The sequence below is a fragment of the Flagellimonas profundi genome (assembly GCF_017313275.1).
GTDB lineage: Bacteria > Bacteroidota > Bacteroidia > Flavobacteriales > Flavobacteriaceae > Flagellimonas > Flagellimonas profundi.
In genome coordinates this window covers 1,490,875-1,512,072 of sequence record NZ_JAFLNM010000001.1, presented here as the reverse complement: position 1 = coordinate 1,512,072, position 21,198 = coordinate 1,490,875, and the positions used below count along the sequence as shown (strand labels likewise).

13 protein-coding genes are annotated in these 21,198 nt (G+C 42.8%); 2 read left to right on the top strand and 11 right to left on the bottom strand.

Going from position 1 to position 21,198, the window contains the following annotated elements:
- Positions 1-38: 38 nt before the first annotated feature.
- The 5 genes from J0654_RS06990 to J0654_RS06970 all read right to left on the bottom strand — a co-directional run bounded on the left by J0654_RS06990 (position 39) and on the right by J0654_RS06970 (position 8,674).
- The gene (locus J0654_RS06990) at positions 39-731 is read right to left on the bottom strand and encodes a DUF2490 domain-containing protein (RefSeq protein ID WP_207027114.1); all 693 of its coding nucleotides are present in this window, start codon (positions 729-731) and stop codon (positions 39-41) included.
- Positions 728-2,647 carry a S9 family peptidase gene (locus tag J0654_RS06985; protein WP_207027112.1) on the bottom strand — a complete coding sequence of 640 codons (1,920 nt, stop codon included), beginning with the start codon at positions 2,645-2,647 and terminating at the stop codon, positions 728-730. Before J0654_RS06985 ends, J0654_RS06990 begins: the two co-directional genes overlap by 4 nt.
- Positions 2,648-2,653: 6 nt before the next feature.
- Positions 2,654-5,863: a WD40/YVTN/BNR-like repeat-containing protein gene (locus J0654_RS06980; RefSeq protein WP_207027110.1), complete on the bottom strand. Its 3,210-nt coding sequence runs from the start codon at positions 5,861-5,863 to the stop codon at positions 2,654-2,656.
- Positions 5,864-5,992: 129 nt separating this feature from the next.
- On the bottom strand, positions 5,993-7,249 hold the full coding sequence (locus J0654_RS06975) for a metal-dependent hydrolase family protein (protein ID WP_237685897.1): 1,257 nt from the start codon (positions 7,247-7,249) through the stop codon (positions 5,993-5,995).
- A gap of 18 nt (positions 7,250-7,267) precedes the next feature.
- Entirely contained in the window at positions 7,268-8,674 is a 1,407-nt protein-coding gene (locus tag J0654_RS06970) for an amidohydrolase family protein (RefSeq protein WP_207027107.1), read from the bottom strand.
- 99 nt (positions 8,675-8,773) lie between these two features.
- On the opposite strand from J0654_RS06970, the gene J0654_RS06965 reads away from it, so the two are divergent.
- Entirely contained in the window at positions 8,774-10,030 is a 1,257-nt protein-coding gene (locus J0654_RS06965) for an MFS transporter (protein WP_207027100.1), read from the top strand.
- 1 nt (position 10,031) lies between these two features.
- Here J0654_RS06965 and J0654_RS06960 read toward each other — a convergent pair whose 3' ends face one another.
- The 5 genes from J0654_RS06960 to J0654_RS06940 form a co-directional block, all read right to left on the bottom strand.
- On the bottom strand, positions 10,032-10,604 hold the full coding sequence (locus tag J0654_RS06960; protein WP_207027098.1) for a YdeI/OmpD-associated family protein: 573 nt from the start codon (positions 10,602-10,604) through the stop codon (positions 10,032-10,034).
- Position 10,605: 1 nt separating this feature from the next.
- On the bottom strand, positions 10,606-12,219 hold the full coding sequence (locus tag J0654_RS06955) for a M1 family metallopeptidase (RefSeq protein ID WP_207027095.1): 1,614 nt from the start codon (positions 12,217-12,219) through the stop codon (positions 10,606-10,608).
- Between the two features lie 13 nt (positions 12,220-12,232).
- The gene (locus J0654_RS06950) at positions 12,233-13,567 is read right to left on the bottom strand and encodes a M28 family metallopeptidase (protein ID WP_207027093.1); all 1,335 of its coding nucleotides are present in this window, start codon (positions 13,565-13,567) and stop codon (positions 12,233-12,235) included.
- A gap of 107 nt (positions 13,568-13,674) precedes the next feature.
- Positions 13,675-15,201 (bottom strand): nuclear transport factor 2 family protein, encoded by a 1,527-nt coding sequence (locus tag J0654_RS06945; protein ID WP_207027091.1) that lies wholly within the window; start codon positions 15,199-15,201, stop codon positions 13,675-13,677.
- Positions 15,198-17,408 carry a bifunctional alpha,alpha-trehalose-phosphate synthase (UDP-forming)/trehalose-phosphatase gene (locus J0654_RS06940; protein WP_207027089.1) on the bottom strand — a complete coding sequence of 737 codons (2,211 nt, stop codon included), beginning with the start codon at positions 17,406-17,408 and terminating at the stop codon, positions 15,198-15,200. The genes J0654_RS06945 and J0654_RS06940 overlap by 4 nt, the downstream gene beginning before the upstream one ends.
- Positions 17,409-17,511: 103 nt before the next feature.
- Here J0654_RS06940 and J0654_RS06935 point away from each other — a divergent pair, with 103 nt between their 5' ends.
- Complete coding sequence (locus J0654_RS06935) at positions 17,512-19,311, top strand: glycoside hydrolase family 15 protein (protein ID WP_207027087.1); 1,800 nt, start codon at positions 17,512-17,514, stop codon at positions 19,309-19,311.
- A 66-nt stretch (positions 19,312-19,377) separates the two neighbouring features.
- On the opposite strand, the gene J0654_RS06930 is transcribed toward J0654_RS06935, so the two are convergent.
- The gene (locus J0654_RS06930; protein WP_207027085.1) at positions 19,378-21,186 is read right to left on the bottom strand and encodes an acyl-CoA dehydrogenase family protein; all 1,809 of its coding nucleotides are present in this window, start codon (positions 21,184-21,186) and stop codon (positions 19,378-19,380) included.
- Positions 21,187-21,198: the final 12 nt, after the last annotated feature.

Below are 21,198 nucleotides of genomic sequence, written 5' to 3'. Positions count from 1 at the left end.
TTATATGTGCCCAAGTCAAGCTATTTTCCACTGTATTTCTAGGGCTTCTTTATGTTGAAGAGCTTTCTTAAATCTGGGTTGTAAAAAACCGCAAATTGTAAACGGTCGTAAACTGCATTGGCAAACTGATTTCTCAGGTATCCCAATTGGACACTGCTGTTTTCTGTAATATTCACGCCTACAGCCCCGTATAGTCTATTCTGTCCAAATAGATCATCTTGTAAATTGATGAACAATTCATCGTAAAAATTCAAAAAGAAAGTGTTGGTGAGTGGCAAGGTCATCTGAATACGATAACGTGCCCTGTGCTGTGTCTCGGTGGTTCTGCCAAAATCCAAGAACCGCTGCTCCAACCGGTACCTGTGCTCAAACAAGAATTCCCAAACTTTATTCTTTAGAATAAACTGTTCAAAGATCCGATGTTCTTTGGAATTGATTTCACCTTCGAATTCATAAAATGTATTGTCCGTATCAATGAATGCATAGCCTCCAGTGGCTATGGCATTGGGATTAATATGATAATTGAGCCCTGTTCGCAACAACATTTGGTTAAAATTGCTTGTAGTCTCGTAAAATCGGAATTGGGCTTCGGTGTGTACACTTAACCGTTCTGAAACCTTGTTCATGCCAAAATACATGAACCAAGCTCCCGTTTCATCCTCTCCGGGTTGTTGTGCATTTACGGTCAATAATCCAAATAAAACAAATAAGCCTGCTAATCTTTTAATCATTTACTATCCTCTTTAATTGGAGTACTTTTTTCTTCTTTTAGGTACTCGTCCAAAAATTCTAAAATTTTGCTGTATGCTGTAATTTGATTCTCTTTTTTCACAAAACCATGTCCTTCATCCTCAAAAAGAACATACTCCACAGGAACCCCGTTTTTGCGCACCCCGGCAACGATTTCATCGGATTCTGCCTGTAACACCCTAGGGTCTTGCGAGCCCTGGAGCACAATTAGTGGCTTGGTGACCTTATCCGTATGGAAAAGCGGGGAAATCTGCTTTAACCGAACAGAATCTGCACTGTAAGGGTCTCCCAGCTCTTTGTACAGAGCATCTTTAAAGGATTCCCACCATGGCGGAATACTTTTAAGTGTTCTTATCCAATTGGTTACCCCAAAGAGGTTAACTCCCACATCAAACTCTTCTGGTGTGTAGGTCAAAGCGGCCATGGTCATGTAGCCTCCGTAAGACCCTCCGATAATCCCGATTTTCTCACCATCGATTTCGGGTTTTTGGGCCAACCAATTTTTTCCTTCCACACAATCTTTAAGGTCTTTGTCCCCATGGTTCAAATCGTCCATTTGGTAAAAGGTTTTACCATATCCGCTGCTTCCTCGGTTGTTCACCGCTAAAACCGCATAGCCATGGTTCACCAAATATTGGATGAACGAGCTAAAATTTTGGCGTGACTGTCCACCTGGACCCCCGTGTACCCATACCAAAGCGGGTACTGGATTCTCCTCGGTTGCTTGATGAGGTTTGTAGTAAATGGCAGGGATTTCCAATCCATCAAAGGATTTATACCGGATTACTTCGGCCTTAACCAAATCCTGTCCTTGGATTTCGGGATTCAGTACATCGGTCAGCTTTTTTTGCTCCTTGGTTTCCAAATTATAGACATGAAGATTCGATGGCGTTTGTGAACCACCCGCGTAAAAACGCATCATGGTTTCATCGTCGGAAAAGCTAACACTGGTAATATCCATGTTTTCCACTGTGGGCAGATCAATATTTTCTCCTGTGGCCACCTCCATCACTTCGATGGTGTTTTTGGCATCCTCGTTTATGTAGGTCACTTGGTAGGTGCCATTCTGTGTAAAATAACTTCCTGAAATATCCCAGTCGCGTACTAGGGACTTTTCGTAAGATTCATCGGCAATTGTGTATTTCATCAAATAAGAAAACTCGCTACCATCATCTGTGGTGTAATACAATGCCGAACCATCCGGGGCAAAATCCTGGGGCGCGTTCCCACTTTGGCTTTTATTTATTTTCATTAATTCATCCGACTCCAAATTGTACAAGAACAGATCACTATCGTTCGTGTTGATGGATTTGCTCAATGCGACATATTTTTCGCCGGGAGAAACAACACCGACATCGTACCCATCATCGTTTTGATAAACCAGTTCGGGCTCCATTGTTTTCAAATCCATTTTGTACAGGTCCATAAACCTGCTATCTCGCTTATTGGAACCATAAAAGAATGCGGATTTGTCCTCGGACCATTGGTAAAACAGGGAGCGTGCCCCCTCTTCGGGAGTCAGATCCTTATGATTACCATCGGTATCCCTAACAAAAATGTGATAGATTTCATCGCCGTTGTTGTCCATACGAAACAGCATTCGTTCATCATTTGGAAAATAGGAAATAGCGAACACCGAAGAACTGTCGGATTGTGTTACAGGCATCATTTCGCCCCCAGAAGTGGGTATGGTGTACATATTATAAATGCCCGAACGGTTACTGGATACCAGCAATTTGGATTTATCGGGAGAAAAGCTACCTCCTGCGATGGATTCGTTGTCCATCATTTGGGAGATGGTATAGGTCTTCATCGTATCGGCTACGGAAGGTTCCTTTTTCTCTTCTTTACAGGTCCAGATACTGGTGATCAGGGCAATGGCCAATAATTTTTTCATTGTTCGCTATTTAAGTTCAAAACTTTCGGTCTCCTTAAAAGGAGAAAGGTCCAATGATTCAATGGAGGTTCTGTACGATTTCCATTCATCATTAAAGAAGGCATTGGTTTTGACCAATGCACTCTTTAGTTCTTCTTCCGCAAACTGGATCATTCTTCTTTCGGTCGCGGTGATTCCGGATTGTCTCGTGTTTACATAGTAGGAAGCATTGCCCAATCGGGACATTACGTTAGGTTCTGGATCATCGGTAATACCCTGTCTTTTGTCCTCTTTGCCCAAGTACAATGCTACAACGGAATCGATCTGTTTTACAATTTCTTCCGATGCTTTAATCTGCTCTTTAAACTTGTCCTTGTCCAATTCCTTGAGCTCTTTTTTGAATTTATCCGCCAAATTCTTGCTTTCCACCAATTGTTTTACCGCATCCGCAGCTGTTTGGGTATAGCCTTCCAGTTTTTTACCAGTTTCGTAGACTTCGTTGATGGAGGCTAGGTCAACATCCAATCTAGGGTCCGTTTTTACGGTTACCATGGTCGAATCGGATATATTGCCATAAATGGCCTTTACTTTGTAAGTTCCAGGCTTTACCTCGATACCACCACGCTCTCTGTCCCGTTTTCTGATGGTTCTCGAAGGTCTATCGGGACCTTTTTCATCCAAGTTCCAATAAATTCTGTGGAAACCGGCCTTTTCGGGAGTTTTATATTTTAATGTTCTGATGAGCCTATCGCCATCATAAAACTCAAAAAAGATGGAATCCTTGGTTTTTTCCTTCGAACTTTCCCCCTCGGCTTTGTCTTCCTCTTCGTTTTCCTCTTTTTTCTCCTCCTTGTTCTTCTTTTTGCTTCCTTCTTTGAGGTAGTAGGTGATCATGGCGCCAGATTCCCTGTTTTCGCCACTGAAAATGGCATCGCCTCCAAACCTACTTCCGGTTGGTTGCTGATAGGCCGCTAAATAGGCATCGGGGCTTTTGAACAGGCCGATTTCTTTCTGTAAAATGGAGGTATTGCCCGCCAATTTTCTCAATGGACGGATATCATCCAAAACCCATGCGGCTCTACCAAAAGTTCCGATTACCAAATCCTGTTCCCTTGGATGAATTGCCAAATCTTTAGTGGAAACCGTTGGGAAATCCTTGTTCCATTTCTTCCAATTGTTGCCGGCATCCAATGAAAGGTAAAGGCCATCGTCCGTACCCAAGAACATCAGGTTGGGATTTTCTGGGTCTTCAATGATAGATAGCGCATAGCTTTCCACATCGTTTTCATCTACGATACGGGTCCAAGTTTTACCGTAATCCTTGGTACGGTATGCGTATGGTGTGTAGTTGAACCTTCTATAATCGTTGGCGATCAAAAGAGCTTCACCTTTATTGTTGTACGAAGCTTTAATCTGCGGAATCCAACTTCCAGCAGGTAATCCTTTGATGTTTTTAGTGACCTCAATCCAGGTTTCACCACCATTTTGCGTATAGTGAACACGACCGTCATCGGTTCCGATCCAAAGCATATCCTCTTCAACAGGCGAGGGTTCGATCACAATAATAGTGCAATGGTTTTCTGCCCCTGTGGCATCCATAGTAAGTCCACCACTTTCACTCTGCTTTTGTTTTTCCTTGTCGTTGGTGGTCAGGTCTGGGGAAATTACTTCCCATGTCAATCCTTTATCGGTGGATTTATGTACAAACTGACTTCCAAAATATACCGTGCTGTTATCAAATGGGTCTTGACCAATGGCCGCGTTCCAGTTAAATCGAAGTTTAGTGTCCGCATCTGGCGGAGTAGGGCGTACAATATAGCCGTTGCCTGTTTTCCAATCGTAACGGCTTACATATCCCTGTTGGCTCATGGCGTATCCATATTGGCTATCATCCTTGTCGGGAACCACATCGAACCCGTCCCCAAAGGCGATTTCTTGCCAATAACTGTTACGGATTCCCTGTGCTTTCCAAACATAGGCGGGTCCTCTCCACGAGCCATTGTCCTGCATACCCCCATACACATTGTACGGATACTCATTGTCCGTACTGATGTGATAGAACTGTGCCACAGGCAAATTCCCTATAAAACGCCATGTTTTACCTCCGTTTTTGGTGATGTTGAGACCGCCATCGTTACCGTCCAACATAAATTGTCCGTTTTCTGGATGGATCCACCATGCATGATGGTCGGGGTGGATACCATTGTCCACACCATAAGCAGGCATCAATTGGGTAAAGTTTTTACCACCATCTTCAGACACGTTGATGTATGTGAAAACTGAATACACTCGATTCTCGTTTTGCGGGTCCACATAAATTTCTGAATAGTAAAATGGACGATTTCCAATATCGTTTTTGTCGTTGATTTTCTCCCATTTAAAACCTCCGTCGGTAGATTTGTACAACGCATTTTTCTTAGCTTCTACCAACGCATAGATGATATTGGGTTTGTTACGGGCTATGGCAACACCGATTCTACCCAGATTTCCTTCGGGAAGACCATCTTCTGCGGTAACTTTTTTCCAAGTTTTACCACCATCGTGTGTGATGTGCAGCCCACTACCTTCGCCACCTGAGTTAAAGAACCAGGGTTCTCTTTTGTGTTCCCACATGGCAGCAATCAGTTTGTTCGGGTTTTTAGGGTCCATTACCAGATCGGCAACTCCTGTTCTATTGTTTACGAACAATACTTTTTCCCAAGTCTCACCTCCATCGGTGGTTTTAAAGACACCTCGTTCGGGGTGCTCGCCCCATGGAGATCCAATGGCACCTACATACACTACATCGGGGTCTGTTGGGTCGATAACGACCCTATGGATGTGCCTTGTTTTTTCCAATCCCATGGATTTCCAGGTTTTACCCCCGTCCAAGGATTTGTATATACCATATCCGCCATTTAGGCTGTTTCTTGGGTTGCCTTCTCCTGTTCCCACCCAAATTACTGATGGATTGGATTGTTGAATGGCCACTGCTCCAATAGAAGCGGTTACCTCCTTATCAAAAACGGGTTCCCATTTTATACCGCCGGAAGTAGATTTCCATAACCCGCCCGAAGCCGTTCCAACGAACATCACATCAGGGTCGGAATGGACCACATCAATAGAAGTGACACGACCGCTCATTCCAGCAGGACCAATGTTTCTTGGTTTCATGTCACGGAACAGTTCTACATTAAAATCTTGTGCCGTAATACTGGCCGTAATCAGTAATACAAGGTAGAGGATTGATTTTTTCATGAGTTGGTTTTATTTTTTGAGTTTAGCTTTGACCTAAGAAAGGCATACTTGGTATGGTCAGTTTTTGGTCGCCTAAAGATACCAAAAACCCCCGCCTCATTTCTTAATAGGATGTTAATGGAATGTCGCTTAGTTGTCCTTGTATACGACTCCATCTTTCATCACATATCTGACGTACTTCATTTGAGAAATGTTTTCTACAGGATTTCCTTGAACAGCTATGATATCTGCCAAGTATCCTTTTTGAATCATTCCCAATTCATCAAAATGAAGAATTTTTGCGTTCAATGAGGTTGCAGACCGCAAGGCTTTGATGGGTTTCATACCATAGGCCACCATCAGTTCCAGTTCCCGATAATTTTCTCCATGCGTAAATACACCGACATCGCCACCGAAAACAATGTTAACTCCCGATTGCAGTGCCATTTGAAAGGATTTCTTTTTTTTTGCCACTCGTTCAGGGTCGGGCTCGGTACCTTTTTTCCAACCTTTGTACTGCTCAATAGCATCTCCTGCAGCTAGAGTGGGGCATAGGGCGACTCCATTTTCTTTCATTAACCCAAATATTTCTGCCGTACCACCATCACCATGTTCAATGGTTTCCACACCGCCCATAATTGCGCGCCGCATTCCTGCCGGGGTACTGGCATGGGCCACTACATAACGTCCCGCAGTGGTGGCTGCCTCGACCATTGCAGTGATTTCTTCCTGTAAAAAAGTGGGTTGAGAAGGCTCTCCTTTGCCCCAGCGGTAATCGGCATAAATTTTTATGAGGTTGGCCCCTTGGCCCAATTGCGTTCTTACCTCTTTGATGGCATTGTCCCTACCGCTTACAGGTACTGCACCCAATGGGACCTTGACACCGTCATGAAATCCTTTTGGGCCATATGCCCCGGTTGCTACGATGGCTGGACCTGCCATTAAGGTACGCGGGCCCGGAATTATGCCGTCATCAATGGTTTTTTTAAGATATACATCGGTATAACCCGCTCCCTCCGAACCTAAATCGCGCATGGACGTAACACCTGCCATCAACGACTTTTTAGCGTGTACCGCACCTCTGATAGCCCTCTCGGCAGGCGATTCTACCAGAACTTGGTCGTTCCATTCTGTTTCGTTGTACGGGTGTAACAACAAATGGGAGTGACCTTCAATGATACCAGGCATCAGTGTCATGCCCTTTAATTCTTTTTTGGTGTAGGAACCAGCGTTTTTCAGTCCATTTAAAGGACCTGCGTAGGTAATTCGGTTTTCATCTACGGATACCACCCAACCTTTATGCAGTTCAGTGCCATCGAAAACCTGTTCGGGCAGCAAAAGGGTCTGTGAACTCAAACTGTTCAGAAATAAGGTCAGGATCAGGACTAAAATGTATTTTGGTTGCATACTGATATTGTTTGGGAGTTAATCCATTACGGAGTTGTTCAGTAATTCTTGTAATTCACTTTTAGAAAACACTTGGCTTCCTTTGACCACGGCATAAATTTTCTCGGTATTTTCGATATTTTCCAACGGGTTGGCATCCAAAATGACCAAATCGGATATTTTCCCTTTGGAAATTTTGCCATAGTCTTCGGTTTGGTCCAAGAATCTTGCTCCGTTTACGCTAGAAGTTCGCAGCGCATCAAGTGGAGAAATGCCATTGTCTACCATGGCCTTTAATTCCTTGTGCAAAGAAATACCGGGATAGGTGTAGGAGTTGAACGCTCCACTGTCCGACCCTGCCAACAATTGAACACCTGCCGAGTTAAGGGATTTGGCCAATCCACCAAAAAATGTATCCAATTGCTTCCTGTTTTCCCTGGCCTCTTCGGATGCGTTCAACGCTGATCGTATCCTGCCTTGATAGGTTTGGATGATACCGCTGCCCATATATTGAAGGTACTTATCGTTGCTATGGTCTACCTCGTCCAAATAACTTAAAGTATGTCCAATATGAAGTGTGGGAACCACAAATACATCATTTTCCTTTAACGAATTAAAGGTGGTTTGTGCAGTCGTGTCCGAATACCCTTTCATAAGAGCGGGCATGGCACCCCAAAATCCAATTTCACCTTGGTTCAACTTCTCGGTGATTTCAATCTCATTGCTGGCACATCCTTTCATGATATAGTAAAGGTGCTCAATGCCATCCATTCCCACATTTATGGTCTCGTCCAAGGTGACGGTAAACGGCATATGTCCTGATACTGTAAATCCTCTTTTCTTGGCTTCTTCGATTGATCTTAGATAGTTGTCGCGTGAAATTCTACTGTCATAAATTTTAACAAAATCCACATTTAAGGATTCCAAAGAATCCAACGCATGTACCACATCTGCTTCGGTCTCTACTTCCAAAGAGCCTGCCCAGCTCCCATTGGGTCCATCAATTTTTGGACCTGCGGTAAAAATAGTGGGGCCCACCAACTCTTCCGAGGCAATTTGATTTTTCCAGTCCATAACAGCATGGGTGAGGTCACCCCCTGCATCACGTACCGTAGTAATACCGTTGGCAATAAAAAGCTTTAAAAAGTTTTTGTTGTTATTGATCAAAGTATCACCGCCACGTAAATGGATATGGTTGTCCCAAAATCCAGGCAGCACATATTTTCCAGAGGCATCAATAGTGGCATCAGCCTTAAAGTCGTTTGAATCAGCAGACGCTACGGATTCAATTCTTCCATTGGAAATAAATAGATTTTGCTTTTCGATTTTTCCGGTTTCCAAGTGGATGACTTGTGCGTTGGTGATTGCCAAATCATATTGCTTTGTTGCCTCCTTTTTACAACTAACGATAATGAGCAGAAGGGAGAAAAAGAGTGGTCGGGTCATTTGAGGTTGAATTTTGATCCTTAAAGATACCTGATTTTTTATTGACCGGGCTTCTGGGTTTTTCCAATTTTTTTAGTGATTTTTATCCAAACACAAGATTTGAAAGAAGCTAAGCCAAGTTGGTTCTATTTATTATTATTGATTTTATCGGGTGAGGCGATCTTTATCCTTCCCTTTGTATTACCGCGTGTTTTTAGGCCCACCGTACTGGATGTTTTAGAGTTGGACAATGTACAGCTGGGGCTCTGTTTTTCCATTTACGGTTTGGTGGCCATGGTTTCTTATGTGTTGGGAGGTCCCCTGGCCGATAAGTACCAGCCCCGAAAACTGATTGCCGTCGCTTTGTGGATGACTGCATTGGGCGGGTTTTTGTTTGCGCAATACCCCGCGTTATGGGTGCTTCAGATAATTTATGGTTGGTGGGGCTTTACCACCATTTTTCTGTTTTGGGCTCCCATGATAAAGGCCACTAGAATTTGGGGTGGGACCGATTCACAGGGAAAAGCTTTTGGATTTCTTGATGGTGGTCGGGGACTTACAGGAGCCCTGTTCAGTTTGTTGGGCGTGGTGGTGTTTTCCTTCTTTTTATCCGAATCCCCGGATGTAGCCAACCTTAATGACCGCAAGGAGGCGTTTACCTATGTAATCTATTCTGCTTCCATTATCATTATTTTGGTTGGTTTTTTGGTCTGGTTTTTTATGAGAATGGACGAGAACAGTGAAAAAGTGATTCTTGATCGCATTTCCTGGAAGGATATCAAACAAGTATTGAAATTACCTTCAGTTTGGTTGCTGATGGTCATTATCCTTTGTGGCTATGTAGGTTATAAAATTACGGACATCATTTCACAATATGCCGAGGAGGTCATGTTGTACAATCAAGTAGACTCGGCCAAGGTGGGAACCTTATTGCAATTCCTGCGACCCGCTGCGGGCATTTTGTTCGGGTTGATTGCCGATCGTTTAAAGATTACCTGGCTCTTGGTGGTTAGCTTTGCTTTGGCCCTAGTAGGGGGATTGCTCTTTGCCAGTGGGATAATTGCACCGACAACAACACTTTTGTTTTTTATATCGGTTGTTGTTATCGCGGCAGGAGTTTATGGTATTCGAGCGCTTTATTTTGGGGTTATGCACGTAGGTAAAATACCCTTGACCTTGACAGGTACCGCAGTTGGATTAATTTCTTTGATAGGCTACACGCCCGATGTATTCGCTGGCCCAGCCTATGGTATGCTTTTGGATGCTCACCCGGGCGAAGAAATCGGGCATCAAAATGTGTTTTGGATGTTGAGTGTCTTCGCTTTAATTGGTGGTATTGCAGCATTGATTTACCATAGAAAATATGGTAAGCAGTGACTTATTGGCCTCTGTATTTAATATTTTTTTCTGAAAGAGATACGATTTCCTTGATTCTTCTTTTCCGGGTCTCTTCCCTTTTGGCTTGTTTGAGCCAATAGAGATAGCTCTTTCTTTGACTGCTAGTGAAACTTTTAAAGTTTTTATGGGCTGTTTGGTGATTGTTAAAGGCTTTTTGCAAATCTTCTGGTACCACACCGTTTTCCACATCGTCCAATATGGTCCAAGAACCATTTTTCTTGGCAACTTCAATGACTTCCAGACCACTTTGGTGCATCAAACCATTAGCTTTTAATTCTTTTATGTGATTCTTGTTGACTTTGCTCCAGGTGCTTTTGGGTTTTCTTGGACAAAAGTATTGTTTGCGCTTTCCATCACCGAGACTTTTAACGGTGCTGTCTATCCATCCATAACAAAGGGCAACTTTTACGGCCTCCTCCCATCGCATACTTTCCTTATGATGCTCGACTTTGTAAAAAATCAAGTGGACACCAGTATATGTTTCATGGTTTTCATGAAGCCACTCGCGCCACTCATCATCATTCTTAAAATAATGCTCGGGATGCTTTTTCAAATTAAATTTTTTGTGTCTCTATGTAGAAATTTTTATCAAAATCAACTTGGGTTCCCCCTAATTCCTCGGTTTTCCATGTAGTATTCGGGAACAGCCATTTTTCCGAACCATCCACAGTTATTTTAATGGGCATATCAAAATCTTCCACAATGTTCACATACCTATAACTCATGGTTTCTCCATCAATTTTATATTCCAATGTAGGAATCATTGTAGTACGTAAGTATTGATCAAAGAAAGCCGATAGATCTTTCCCGGATTTTTCACTCAAATAATTTTCAATTTGTTCGGAAGTAACGGTTTGGTGATAAAAATCTTTATTGATGCCTCTTAATATTTGGCGCCATTTTTCATCATCTTCCACTAATTGACGTAAGGTGTGGAGTATGTTCGCGCCCTTGTAGTACATATCTCCAGAGCCGCTTTTGTTAACTCCGTACGGACCAATAATAGGACGGTCGTTCTGAATATTGGAACGTGTTCCAATTACATATTCAGCGGATGCCTTTTTTCCAAAGTGATAGTCGAGGTACAGATTTTCGGAGTAGGCCGTAAATCCTTCGTGTACCCACATATCGGCAATATCTTTATAGGTAATATTATTGGCAAACCATTCGTGTCCCGCTTCGTGGATAATAATAAAATCGAATTGTAGTCCCCAACCCGTGCCCGATAGATCACGACCCAAGTAACCATTTTCGAACTTGTTACCGTAAGTAACGGAACTTTGGTGCTCCATGCCCAAATAAGGCACTTCCACCAATTTAAAGCCATCCTCATAAAAAGGGTAGGGCCCGAACCAATGTTCAAAGGCCCTCATCATCATTGGAGTTTGTGCAAATTGTTTTTTGGCCTTCTCCAAATTTTCGGGCAGTACGTAGTAATCCAATTGAAGTGGGCCGTTTTCACCTTGGTAGGTCTCTCCAAAATGGGTGTAATCCCCAATATTTACGTTTACCCCATAATTGTTGATAGGGTTTTTGACCACCCAATTATAAGTTTTAAAATCCCCTTTCTCTTCTACACTTTCCAATTGCCCGTTGGAGACATCCATCAGGTCTTTTGGAACGGTAGCACTGATACGCATGCTGTCCACCTCGTCGTACATGTGGTCTTTGTTCGGCCACCATACACTTGCTCCGAGTCCTTGGCAGGAAGTAGCCACAAAAGGATTGCCATTTGTATCTTCTTTCCATGAAAAACCTCCATCCCACGGAGCTCTAACGGCTTCTCTCGGATATCCTGAATATGTAATTTTCAGTTCGTTGTATGCTCCAGGGACCTGTCTCTTTTTTAATTTGATGAAATGGGCATTTCCTTCCGAGGAAAACCTTAGTTTTTTACCGTCTTGTTCAACAGATACAATTTGCATGGGTTTCTGAAGGTCAATTTGAAGCGTTTTTGCTTCTTTCAGCACCTTGTACCTGACCACATTGTACCCAGAGATAAACTTTTTGGAAGGCTCGATCTTAATATTCAGGTCATAGTGGTTCAAATCCCACCACACCCGTTCTGGAGTAATGCTTCCCCGCAGAGAGTCTTGTCTTGTGAATTCTTGTGCATTAATCGCCCAGGCTCGAAGTAAAAGAGCAATGATCAGGAGACTATGTTTCATTTATGACTGTTTATTACCTGAAAACTTTGTTTGGAAAAACTACGGGACTTTCGTGTCCGTCTTTGCCAACGGCCGCTACACCAAAGAAGTAGTTATCGATTACAATACCTTCCAAGGTATGCTCACTAACATCGCCGACATACTTGTAATTGTCCCAAGTAGGGGAGGTGGTATCCCTCCAATATATTTTGTAGCCAACGGCACCATCTACTTTACTCCAGCGCAATTTGGCACTAGGTTCCACAATACCTCCGATTTCAACAGTTTCAGGAGCGGGCGGTGCCCAAGCAATGGATGCTAGATTAATGGCGTTTACCGCAGTGAGCTTTTTCGCATATTCAAAATTTACATGTTCCAAGACATCACCGTAGGCGATACCATCTTCTGTTCGGATGTCTTGGTGTTGCTGTGTATAATTCTCGTGGGCCTCCATAATGCGAACACCTGCATAGCCGGCATCGTTAAAAGGTCTGTGGTGGCCACCACGTCCAAATCTATCCAAACGGTAAATCATCATAGGATTCATTTCGGGCATATAGGTTTTGGTGGTTTTGTAAATGTAGCGTGCCAACTGGCGGGAAATCCCATCAACTTCGCCGCCGTAAAAACGCCTTGCCCTGCGTTCTTGTTCCGTTTCGGTAGGAGGTACAGGTTCCGAAAAAATCCTGAAATCCCGGTTGCTCACCACACCATCGACTCCTGTGATATTTCCGATCATATCATTGTTAAGAATACCTACGATATCCCATCCTTTTTCCTTGGCGTAAGCAGCCATGCCTTTACCACCATAAAGTCCTTGCTCTTCTCCGGAAAGCCCTAAATAAATAATGCTACTTTCAAATTTATATTTGGACAATACCCGTGATGCTTCAATAGTCCCTGCCATTCCACTGGCATTATCGTTGGCTCCAGGGGAATCTGATGTGTAGTTGGTAGGGTTGCTGACACGGGAGTCGATATCCCCGCTCATAATAATAAAGCGATTCGGAAATTTGGTTCCGCGCTGTATGGCAACAACATTAACGATTTCCACATCTTTCACGATTCGCGCATTATCACCCTCTTCGATCAAGTTTTTTTGATAGAAAACCTCGAGACAATCGTTACAGTCTGCTGAGATTTTTTCAAATTCCGATTTGATCCATCTTCTAGCGGCGCCAATTCCCCGTGTCTGTGAAACGGTATCGCTCAAGGTGTGTCTTGTGCCGAAGTTGACCAGCGTGGTTACATCACTTTCAATACGTTCAGCGGAAACTGAATTGATAATGTCATATATCCTTGTATCGGTTTGCGCTTGTGAAAATGAAATAAAAAGAAATGTAAATAGTAGGGGGAAGTAATTCTTCATAATTAGTTTGAGTTGAGTTTTCCTTGAAAATTAGAGCTATAAAAATAGGAAAAACTACCCAAAGCTTCTTTGCTTATATACCGGAAGTATGTTAAAAACCCAAATATTTAGTTCTGTAAAAAGGTAACTTTCTCGATTTCTCCGTTTTCCACCTCATAAATAGCAACTGCTCTATAGATAGCACCATTTATGGTTACGGATTCTTCATCGATAACCTTGTTTCCCAATACTATCCTGTTTTTTATTTCACAATGCAGATCAGGGGTGTTTTCAAAAAAAACAGCATATTGCTCCTTTAGCTTGGAGTTTCCCTTTATGTTGAGCTTATAGGGAAATTGGTAGAGTTCAACGTCTTGCGCGTAGGTGTTGGCAAAGGCCTCGATATCCCTTTGATTATAGGCATCCAATTGTTCTTGTACAATGCTTTCCGCATCGGTCAGGGGGCCATCTGGAAAAATAAAGGTCATTGATGAGATAAGTCCGTTTTCAACTTGATAAATGGCTACTTGGTGTCCGTCCCTACCGTCAACTTTGGTAACTTCCTCATCGATAACCATATTTCCCAGGACTATTCGGTTAACTACTTCGACGCTCGACGATTTCACATTTTCAAAAAAACGTTCGTAATTCTCCTTCATTTTGTCGTTTCCCTGATACATTTTCTCATTGGGAAAACGGCTTACCTGCACATTATCCGTAAAGCAGGACACAAAACCATCCAAATCTCGCTTGTTAAAGGAATCTACTTGTTTTTGAATAATTTTTGAGGGTGACCCTTCGGCCACAAAAGCCAACCTTTTTTGGTTTGGACTGATTGCTATTCGGCTGATGTTGTTGATTTCCTCTTGTGGAAACTCTATGATGGTTTCCCAATCGGTATCCGAACCTAAATCCTTGGTCAAAAGTTTTTTGCCAGATCCGGTTATGATGGTGTTCTCATCCAACCAGCAAATATCCTCTTCTTTATCGTAGGTATTGGTTATTTTTTTTGATTCGCCCGTAATGGGATCTAGCGATAATATCTCCCACTCATTTTTCTTTTTGCTGATAAAGCTGACCAAGTTTGAATTGGGTATGTTGTACAACGACCGTCCTACATTTTGATATACGGTGTTTTGTGCATGTTCTTCTAAGTCCAAAACCACAAGGTCCATCCGATTATCCACCAACACCGTAGCAACAATTACTTGATCATCGAACCAAACATGGTATCCTATCTTTAAATCTGATATTGGGGTTGATTCGCTGGTTTCAACATCATATTCGTAAAGGCGTTGAAGCCCATCCACGTCCAAACGAATGGCGGAAATCGCGTTTTTTCCAGGAATCCGAAGGGGGGAATATTCACTGCCCGCTGTAGTATAGGTCAACCAAGATGAAGTGCTTCCCTCATTTACATTGAACCGGAGAATGTCCGTTTGGTCCTCTCTTGTAGAAGCAAACAAAACACTATCGTCATCCCAAAAGGAAGGTTGATTGTCGTAACCTGGATTGTTGGAGATATTTTTGGGGTTACTCAAAACAGGTTTTCCATTAGTCACTTCCAAATCAAAAAGATAGACCTCTGTTTCGGTCTGGGCCCATCCTTGGCCGAACGCCAAAAAAAAGCAAATAATGAAAACCTCGCGTATCATGGTTTTGTAAAACGTTTTAATAATTGCCTAACTCTTGCGGTGTTTTCCACATGGTATTTGGCTTGTGTTTTTTTGAGTCCGACTTTAACGGTAACTGCTGAATCTGGAAGTTCTTGGAACATAAACTCGTCCGTCCAATCATCGCCAATGGCAAAAACAAAGTCATAATCATCTTCACTTAATATACGAGTGGCAGCCCTTCCTTTGTTCACATTGCTGCTTTTTATTTCCATTACTTTGTTTCCGTTCAACACACTAATATCGTCATTACCGATCAAACTACGCAATACAGTATTGAGCTCCGTGGCTCTTTTTGTACCAAAATCAGGATCGGTATTTCGGTAATGCCAAGCTAGGGAATAGTTTTTTTCCTCAATGAATGATCCTGGGGTCCTGTCCACGAATGATTCCAGTACAGGTCGGATTTTGCTCATCCAATCTCCTTTTACCTGTTCCAGTAACTTAAAATCTTCACCGTTTCGGGAGATCCACACGCCGTGCTCCACGATCATATTGTATTTTTTGGGCAAAAACCAACGGGCAAAGGTTTGTTTGTCCCTTCCGCTTATTAAAAATACGGTAGTGTCTTCTTGCTGGTTCAGGTCATCCAAGAGTTCGTAAAGCTCTTCATCGGGAGAAGCTTGTTGTGGGTCCTTGTGGAATCCAGCCAGGGTGCCGTCATAATCCAAGAACAATAATCGTTTTTTGGATTTTGAATATTCTTGTTGGATGGACAATAATATTTCGGAAGACATTTTCTCGGAAATAAAGGCTTTGCCTAGGTCCCTGTTTTCTTTCAAAGCGCTCATAAACTCGTTTGCCCAAACCTCCACGTTGTAGCGTTCCAATCTTTTTTGCAGAAAGGTGTTTCGGGACACTTGCTCTTCCTTGGGCATATTAAAGGCCCTTTTAAGGGTGTCTGCTTGTTGTTCAAAATTGTTCGGATTGATCAATAATGCTTCATTCATTTCGTAAGCAGAACCTGCCATTTCGCTTAAAATGAGCACACCTGATTTATCGGTTCGGGTAGCAATGTATTCCTTGGCCACCAAATTCATTCCATCTCGCAAGGGGGTAAGCCATGCAATATCGCTGGAGGTGTATAGGTCGATCAAGCTTTCAAAGGGCAATGAGCGATAGAAATACCAAATGGGTGTCCAGTTAACCGTAGACAATTCTCCGTTGATACGACCCACCAATTCATCAACCTCTTTTTTTAACAGTTGATATTGAGGCACGTTGGAACGGGAGGGTACTGCCAAGATGATCAATCGAACCTTTTCCTTGTATTCTGGGTATTTTTGAAGGAAATACTCAAATGCATTGATGCGCTTTGCGATTCCCTTACTGTAATCCAATCGATCTATGGAAAGGATGAGCTTGGTATCGGGTGCGGATGCTTTGTGGTTGTCCAAACGGTCCTGTAAATCACTACGCTCTTCCTTGCTTTTGGAATCGTGGAGTACAGCGGCATCCCTGAACTTTTTGTAATCGATTCCCATAGGGAAGGAATCAACCTTGATGACCCTGTTGTCCAGATAAATCTCGTTGAAGCTCACATCCAGTCCTATCAGTCTACGAACGGAGCTTAAAAAATGTCTTTCGTAATCGTAGGTGTGGAAACCAATAAGGTCCGAGCCCAGCAATCCTTCCAAAATTTCTTCACGCCAGGGCAGGGTCCGGAAAATTTCGAAAGAAGGGAAAGGGATATGCAAAAAGAAACCAATGGTGGTATCGGGACGTTTTTCGCGTACCATTTGTGGTACCAGCATCAATTGGTAATCATGGACCCAAATGGTGTCATTATCATCCGAATTCTCGATGATGGCATCCGCAAACTTTTGGTTTACCGCTTTGTAGGTATCCCAATAGTTGAGTTCAAATTCAGAGTACTTCAAAAAATAGTGGAACAGGGGCCAAATGGTACGGTTGCTGAAACCGTAGTAAAACCCATCAATTTCATCCGAATTGAGTTTTACTTTGGCACAGCCATGCTCTTTTAGGGCCCTATCAATATCATCCTCTAGTTCTTCCGGGGTATCTTCATCCGTTAACCCAGACCAACCGATCCATAAGCTTTCACCTCCACTGTGTACGGATTTCATCCCTGTGGCCAGACCTCCAACACTTGGTATTGCATTGATTGTTCCATTGCTAATTTGTAATTGAACGGGTAGTCGATTTGAGATTATGATAGTTTTGCCCATAAAAGGATGATTTTTGACGTATTTTAATTTTTTGTTTCTTTAAAATTCGGGAAATTCGAGCGCAAAACCAATTCATTCTAACCCTTTTGAGAATTTTTGACCTATGGACAATTTGAATTACGGAATTATAGGAAATTGCAGGAGTGCGGCATTGATTTCCAAAGAAGGCTCCATAGACTGGTGCTGTTTGCCTCAATTTGACTCTACTTCGATATTTGCAAAATTGCTCGATGAGCATAAAGGAGGCAGTTTTGAGATACATCCAAAAGGGGATTACAGCATTGAACAGGAATATTATCGCAATACCGCTATTTTGATTACACGCTTTACCGAAGGCGAAAACATTTTTGAGCTGCACGATTTTATGCCCAGGCACCATAAAATGAACGGTAAGTATAAGGCACAGCCCGAAATTATCCGTTACGTGAAATATATTTCTGGAGCGCCGAAGTTTACGGTCAAATATGACCCCAAATTGGAATATGGGTTAGGGGCGACCAAGCATTTTGTAAAGGAGGATTTTATTGCCAGCCTTACCCATAAATTAAAATACGACACACTTTTTATGTACACTTCTTTTGATAAGAAAGGTGTTTTGGAGGGCGATGAGATTATTTTAAAGGAAGATGGCTATTTTTTGATTTGTTACAATGAAAAAATACTTATGCCATCTACCGATACCATGGGATTGGAATTGGAACGGACCAAGGTGTATTGGTTGGATTGGGCTGCGAAAACACCCAACTATCAGAAGTTTAAAGACGATATAATAAGAAGCGCCATAACGCTTAAAATGTTGACTTACGACAAAACAGGGGCTGTTTTGGCTGCAGCCACTACATCGCTTCCAGAAACCATTGGCGAAGTCAGAAACTGGGATTACCGTTTTTGTTGGATTCGTGATGCTTCCATGGTCATCAAGGTGGTTTCCGAGCTAGGACATAAGAATTCGGCCAAACGTTATCTTCAGTTTATTATTGATCTGATGCCCGATAAGGATGAAAAACTCCAGATCATGTATGGTATCAACAAGGAAAAGACCCTTACGGAGAAAACCTTGAATCATTTTGATGGATACAAAGGCTCCAAGCCGGTGCGTATTGGTAATGCAGCTTATAAACAGCGTCAAAATGATATTTATGGTATCCTCATGGATGTGATCTATGAGCAGTTGCGAAACTTTAGCAACGATATTGAAAATGTTGAAGAGCTATGGAGCATAACCAAAGGTATTGTATGGATCGTAGGTAAACACTGGAAGGAGCCGGATAAAGGTATTTGGGAGTTCCGCGGTGAGGACAAACACTTTACATTTTCAAAGGTTTTGTGTTGGGTAGCCTTGGACCGTGCCATAAAGGTGGCCAAAATGTTTGGCAAAACAAGAAAACTGGAACGTTGGACGGCCCTTGAACAGGAAATAAAAGAGGATATCCATCAAAACGCATGGAACAATGATATCAATGCATTTGTTCAAAGCTACGGTTCCCGACATTTGGATGCTTCGGTACTTTTGATGGAGCCATACGGTTTTATCCATGCCAGGGACCCGAAATATGTGAGCACAGTAAAAGCCATAGAGGAAGGTCTAAGCAATGATGGTCTTTTATATCGATATAAAAATGAAGATGACTTTGGACTGCCATCTTCTTCTTTTACGATTTGTACATTTTGGTTTATCAACGCATTGTTCAAAATTGGTGAGGAAGAAAAGGCCCTGGAGCGTTTTGAACGCTTGTTGAGCTATAGTAACCATTTGGGACTATTCAGTGAGGACATCGATTTTAAGACCAAAAGGTTGTTGGGGAATTTTCCGCAGGCCTATTCACATTTGGCACTAATAGAATGTGCTATTAATTTCTCCAAAAAGCAAGGGGACGAAAAAATATTGGAATCCATAGGTTAACAAAAAACGCCCCGATCAGGGGCGTTTTCAAATCCTAGTGGGTTTTTATCCCAACATTTATTTGAATTAGTCAAAGGTATACCCGTTATCTGCGGCAACTTTGTCGGCTATCTGCGTTCTAAGCTTCACAACATTGGGTTGATTTGTATACTTGGTAAAGCGTTTCAGTCCCATCAACATCATTCGTTGTTCATCGCCTTCGGCAAAGGAAACAATTCCTTCCTTGGCTTTTTGTTGGATGATGTCGACTGCCCTGTACAAATACAGTTTGGACATGGCGATTTGCGTGGCCTGAGCTTCTTCACCAAAGCGTTTCGCATTTTTCTCGGTTCTTAGGATAGCAGATTCCGCCATATAAATTTGGATCAAAATATCAGAAGCGGCCATCAAAAGCATTTGATGCTTTTCCAAATCGGGTCCAAATTTTTGAACAGCGCTACCAGCGACCATCAAGAATACTTTTTTCAATCTGGCTATCAGGTCCTTTTCTTCGGAAAGGAGTTCGGAAAAATCCGGTGTATCAAAAGAAGGAATGCCCATTAGTTCTTCGCCCACAGCAGTTGCAGGGCCTAAAAGGTCTACGTGGCCTTTCATGGCTTTCTTTACCAGCATTCCAACTGAAAGCATACGGTTGATTTCGTTGGTACCTTCATAGATCCTGGAAATACGAGCGTCTCTCCAGGCAGATTCCATTGGGGTATCGGCGCTAAAGCCCATCCCTCCGAACACTTGGATACCTTCATCCGTGGTATGCTGAACGTGCTCAGAAACGGCCACCTTCAGAATGGAACATTCGATAGCATATTCCTCTACACCTTTAAGCTCTGCTTCTTGGTGTGAGTTGCCACTTGCTTCGCGAATGGCAATTCTGTCCTCGATGTTTTTGGCGGCACGATAACAAGCTGCCTCATCCACATATGCGTTGGTAGCCATATCCGCAATTTTTGCTTTGATGGCACCAAAGTTTATAATAGGTGTTTTAAACTGAATACGCTCATTGGCATATTTGGTAGCTTCGTTCACGATGCGTCGTTGGGCCTCCAAACAAGCAGCAGCCAATTTAATTCTACCAATGTTTAGGGCGTTCATGGCTATTTTGAATCCGTTTCCTCGCTCAGAAAGCATGTTTTCAACAGGTACTTTGGTGTCGTTGAAAAATACCTGGCGCGTAGATGAGGAGTGGATACCCAATTTCTTTTCTTCTTCACCAAAGGAGATACCGTTTTCAGTATCGTTTTCAACGATAAACCCGGTGATGTTCTTGTCATCTTCGATTCGAGCAAAAACAATGAACATATCGCAGAATCCCGCATTCGAGATCCACATCTTCTGACCTGTGATGCTGTAGTATTTGCCATCATCGGAAAGAACGGCCTTGGTTTTACCTGAATTGGCATCCGAACCTGCTCCCGGTTCTGTTAAGCAATATGCTCCGAACCACTCTCCAGTGGCCAACTTGGGAACGTATTTCTGCTTTTGCTCTTCGGTTCCATATAGGGTAATTGGCATGGTTCCAATACCCGTATGGGCTCCAAAGGCAGTACTGAAAGACCCTGTGGCTCCTGAAATATAATCACAGACCAACATGGTGGAAACGAATCCCATGCCCATACCACCATAAGCTTCGGGAACTGCCACACTGAGCAAGCCAAGTTCCCCTGCCTTTTTCATGCATTCCTCTGTGTATGCGTAATCTTTTTTCTCGAAACGCTCCCAATGTGCCCAAAGCTCTCGGTCTACAAATTCCTTGGTGCTATCGCGCATCATTTTTTGTTCCTCGTTGAGGTCCTCTAGGGTGAACACGTCCTCACATTTGGTCTCCTTGACCAAAAATTGACCTCCTCTCAATATGTCTTTTTCTTTTGTATCGCTCATGATAATTTTTGT

Coding starts and splice junctions, on each gene's coding strand:
- J0654_RS06985 (WP_207027112.1), bottom strand. CDS start 2,647: ATGAAAAAATTATTGGCCATTGCCCTGATCACCAGTATCTGGACCTGT.
- J0654_RS06945 (WP_207027091.1), bottom strand. CDS start 15,201: ATGATACGCGAGGTTTTCATTATTTGCTTTTTTTTGGCGTTCGGCCAA.
- J0654_RS06935 (WP_207027087.1), top strand. CDS start 17,512: ATGGACAATTTGAATTACGGAATTATAGGAAATTGCAGGAGTGCGGCA.
- J0654_RS06955 (WP_207027095.1), bottom strand. CDS start 12,219: ATGAAACATAGTCTCCTGATCATTGCTCTTTTACTTCGAGCCTGGGCG.
- J0654_RS06975 (WP_237685897.1), bottom strand. CDS start 7,249: ATGCAACCAAAATACATTTTAGTCCTGATCCTGACCTTATTTCTGAAC.
- J0654_RS06970 (WP_207027107.1), bottom strand. CDS start 8,674: ATGACCCGACCACTCTTTTTCTCCCTTCTGCTCATTATCGTTAGTTGT.
- J0654_RS06980 (WP_207027110.1), bottom strand. CDS start 5,863: ATGAAAAAATCAATCCTCTACCTTGTATTACTGATTACGGCCAGTATT.
- J0654_RS06930 (WP_207027085.1), bottom strand. CDS start 21,186: ATGAGCGATACAAAAGAAAAAGACATATTGAGAGGAGGTCAATTTTTG.
- J0654_RS06990 (WP_207027114.1), bottom strand. CDS start 731: ATGATTAAAAGATTAGCAGGCTTATTTGTTTTATTTGGATTATTGACC.
- J0654_RS06950 (WP_207027093.1), bottom strand. CDS start 13,567: ATGAAGAATTACTTCCCCCTACTATTTACATTTCTTTTTATTTCATTT.
- J0654_RS06940 (WP_207027089.1), bottom strand. CDS start 17,408: ATGGGCAAAACTATCATAATCTCAAATCGACTACCCGTTCAATTACAA.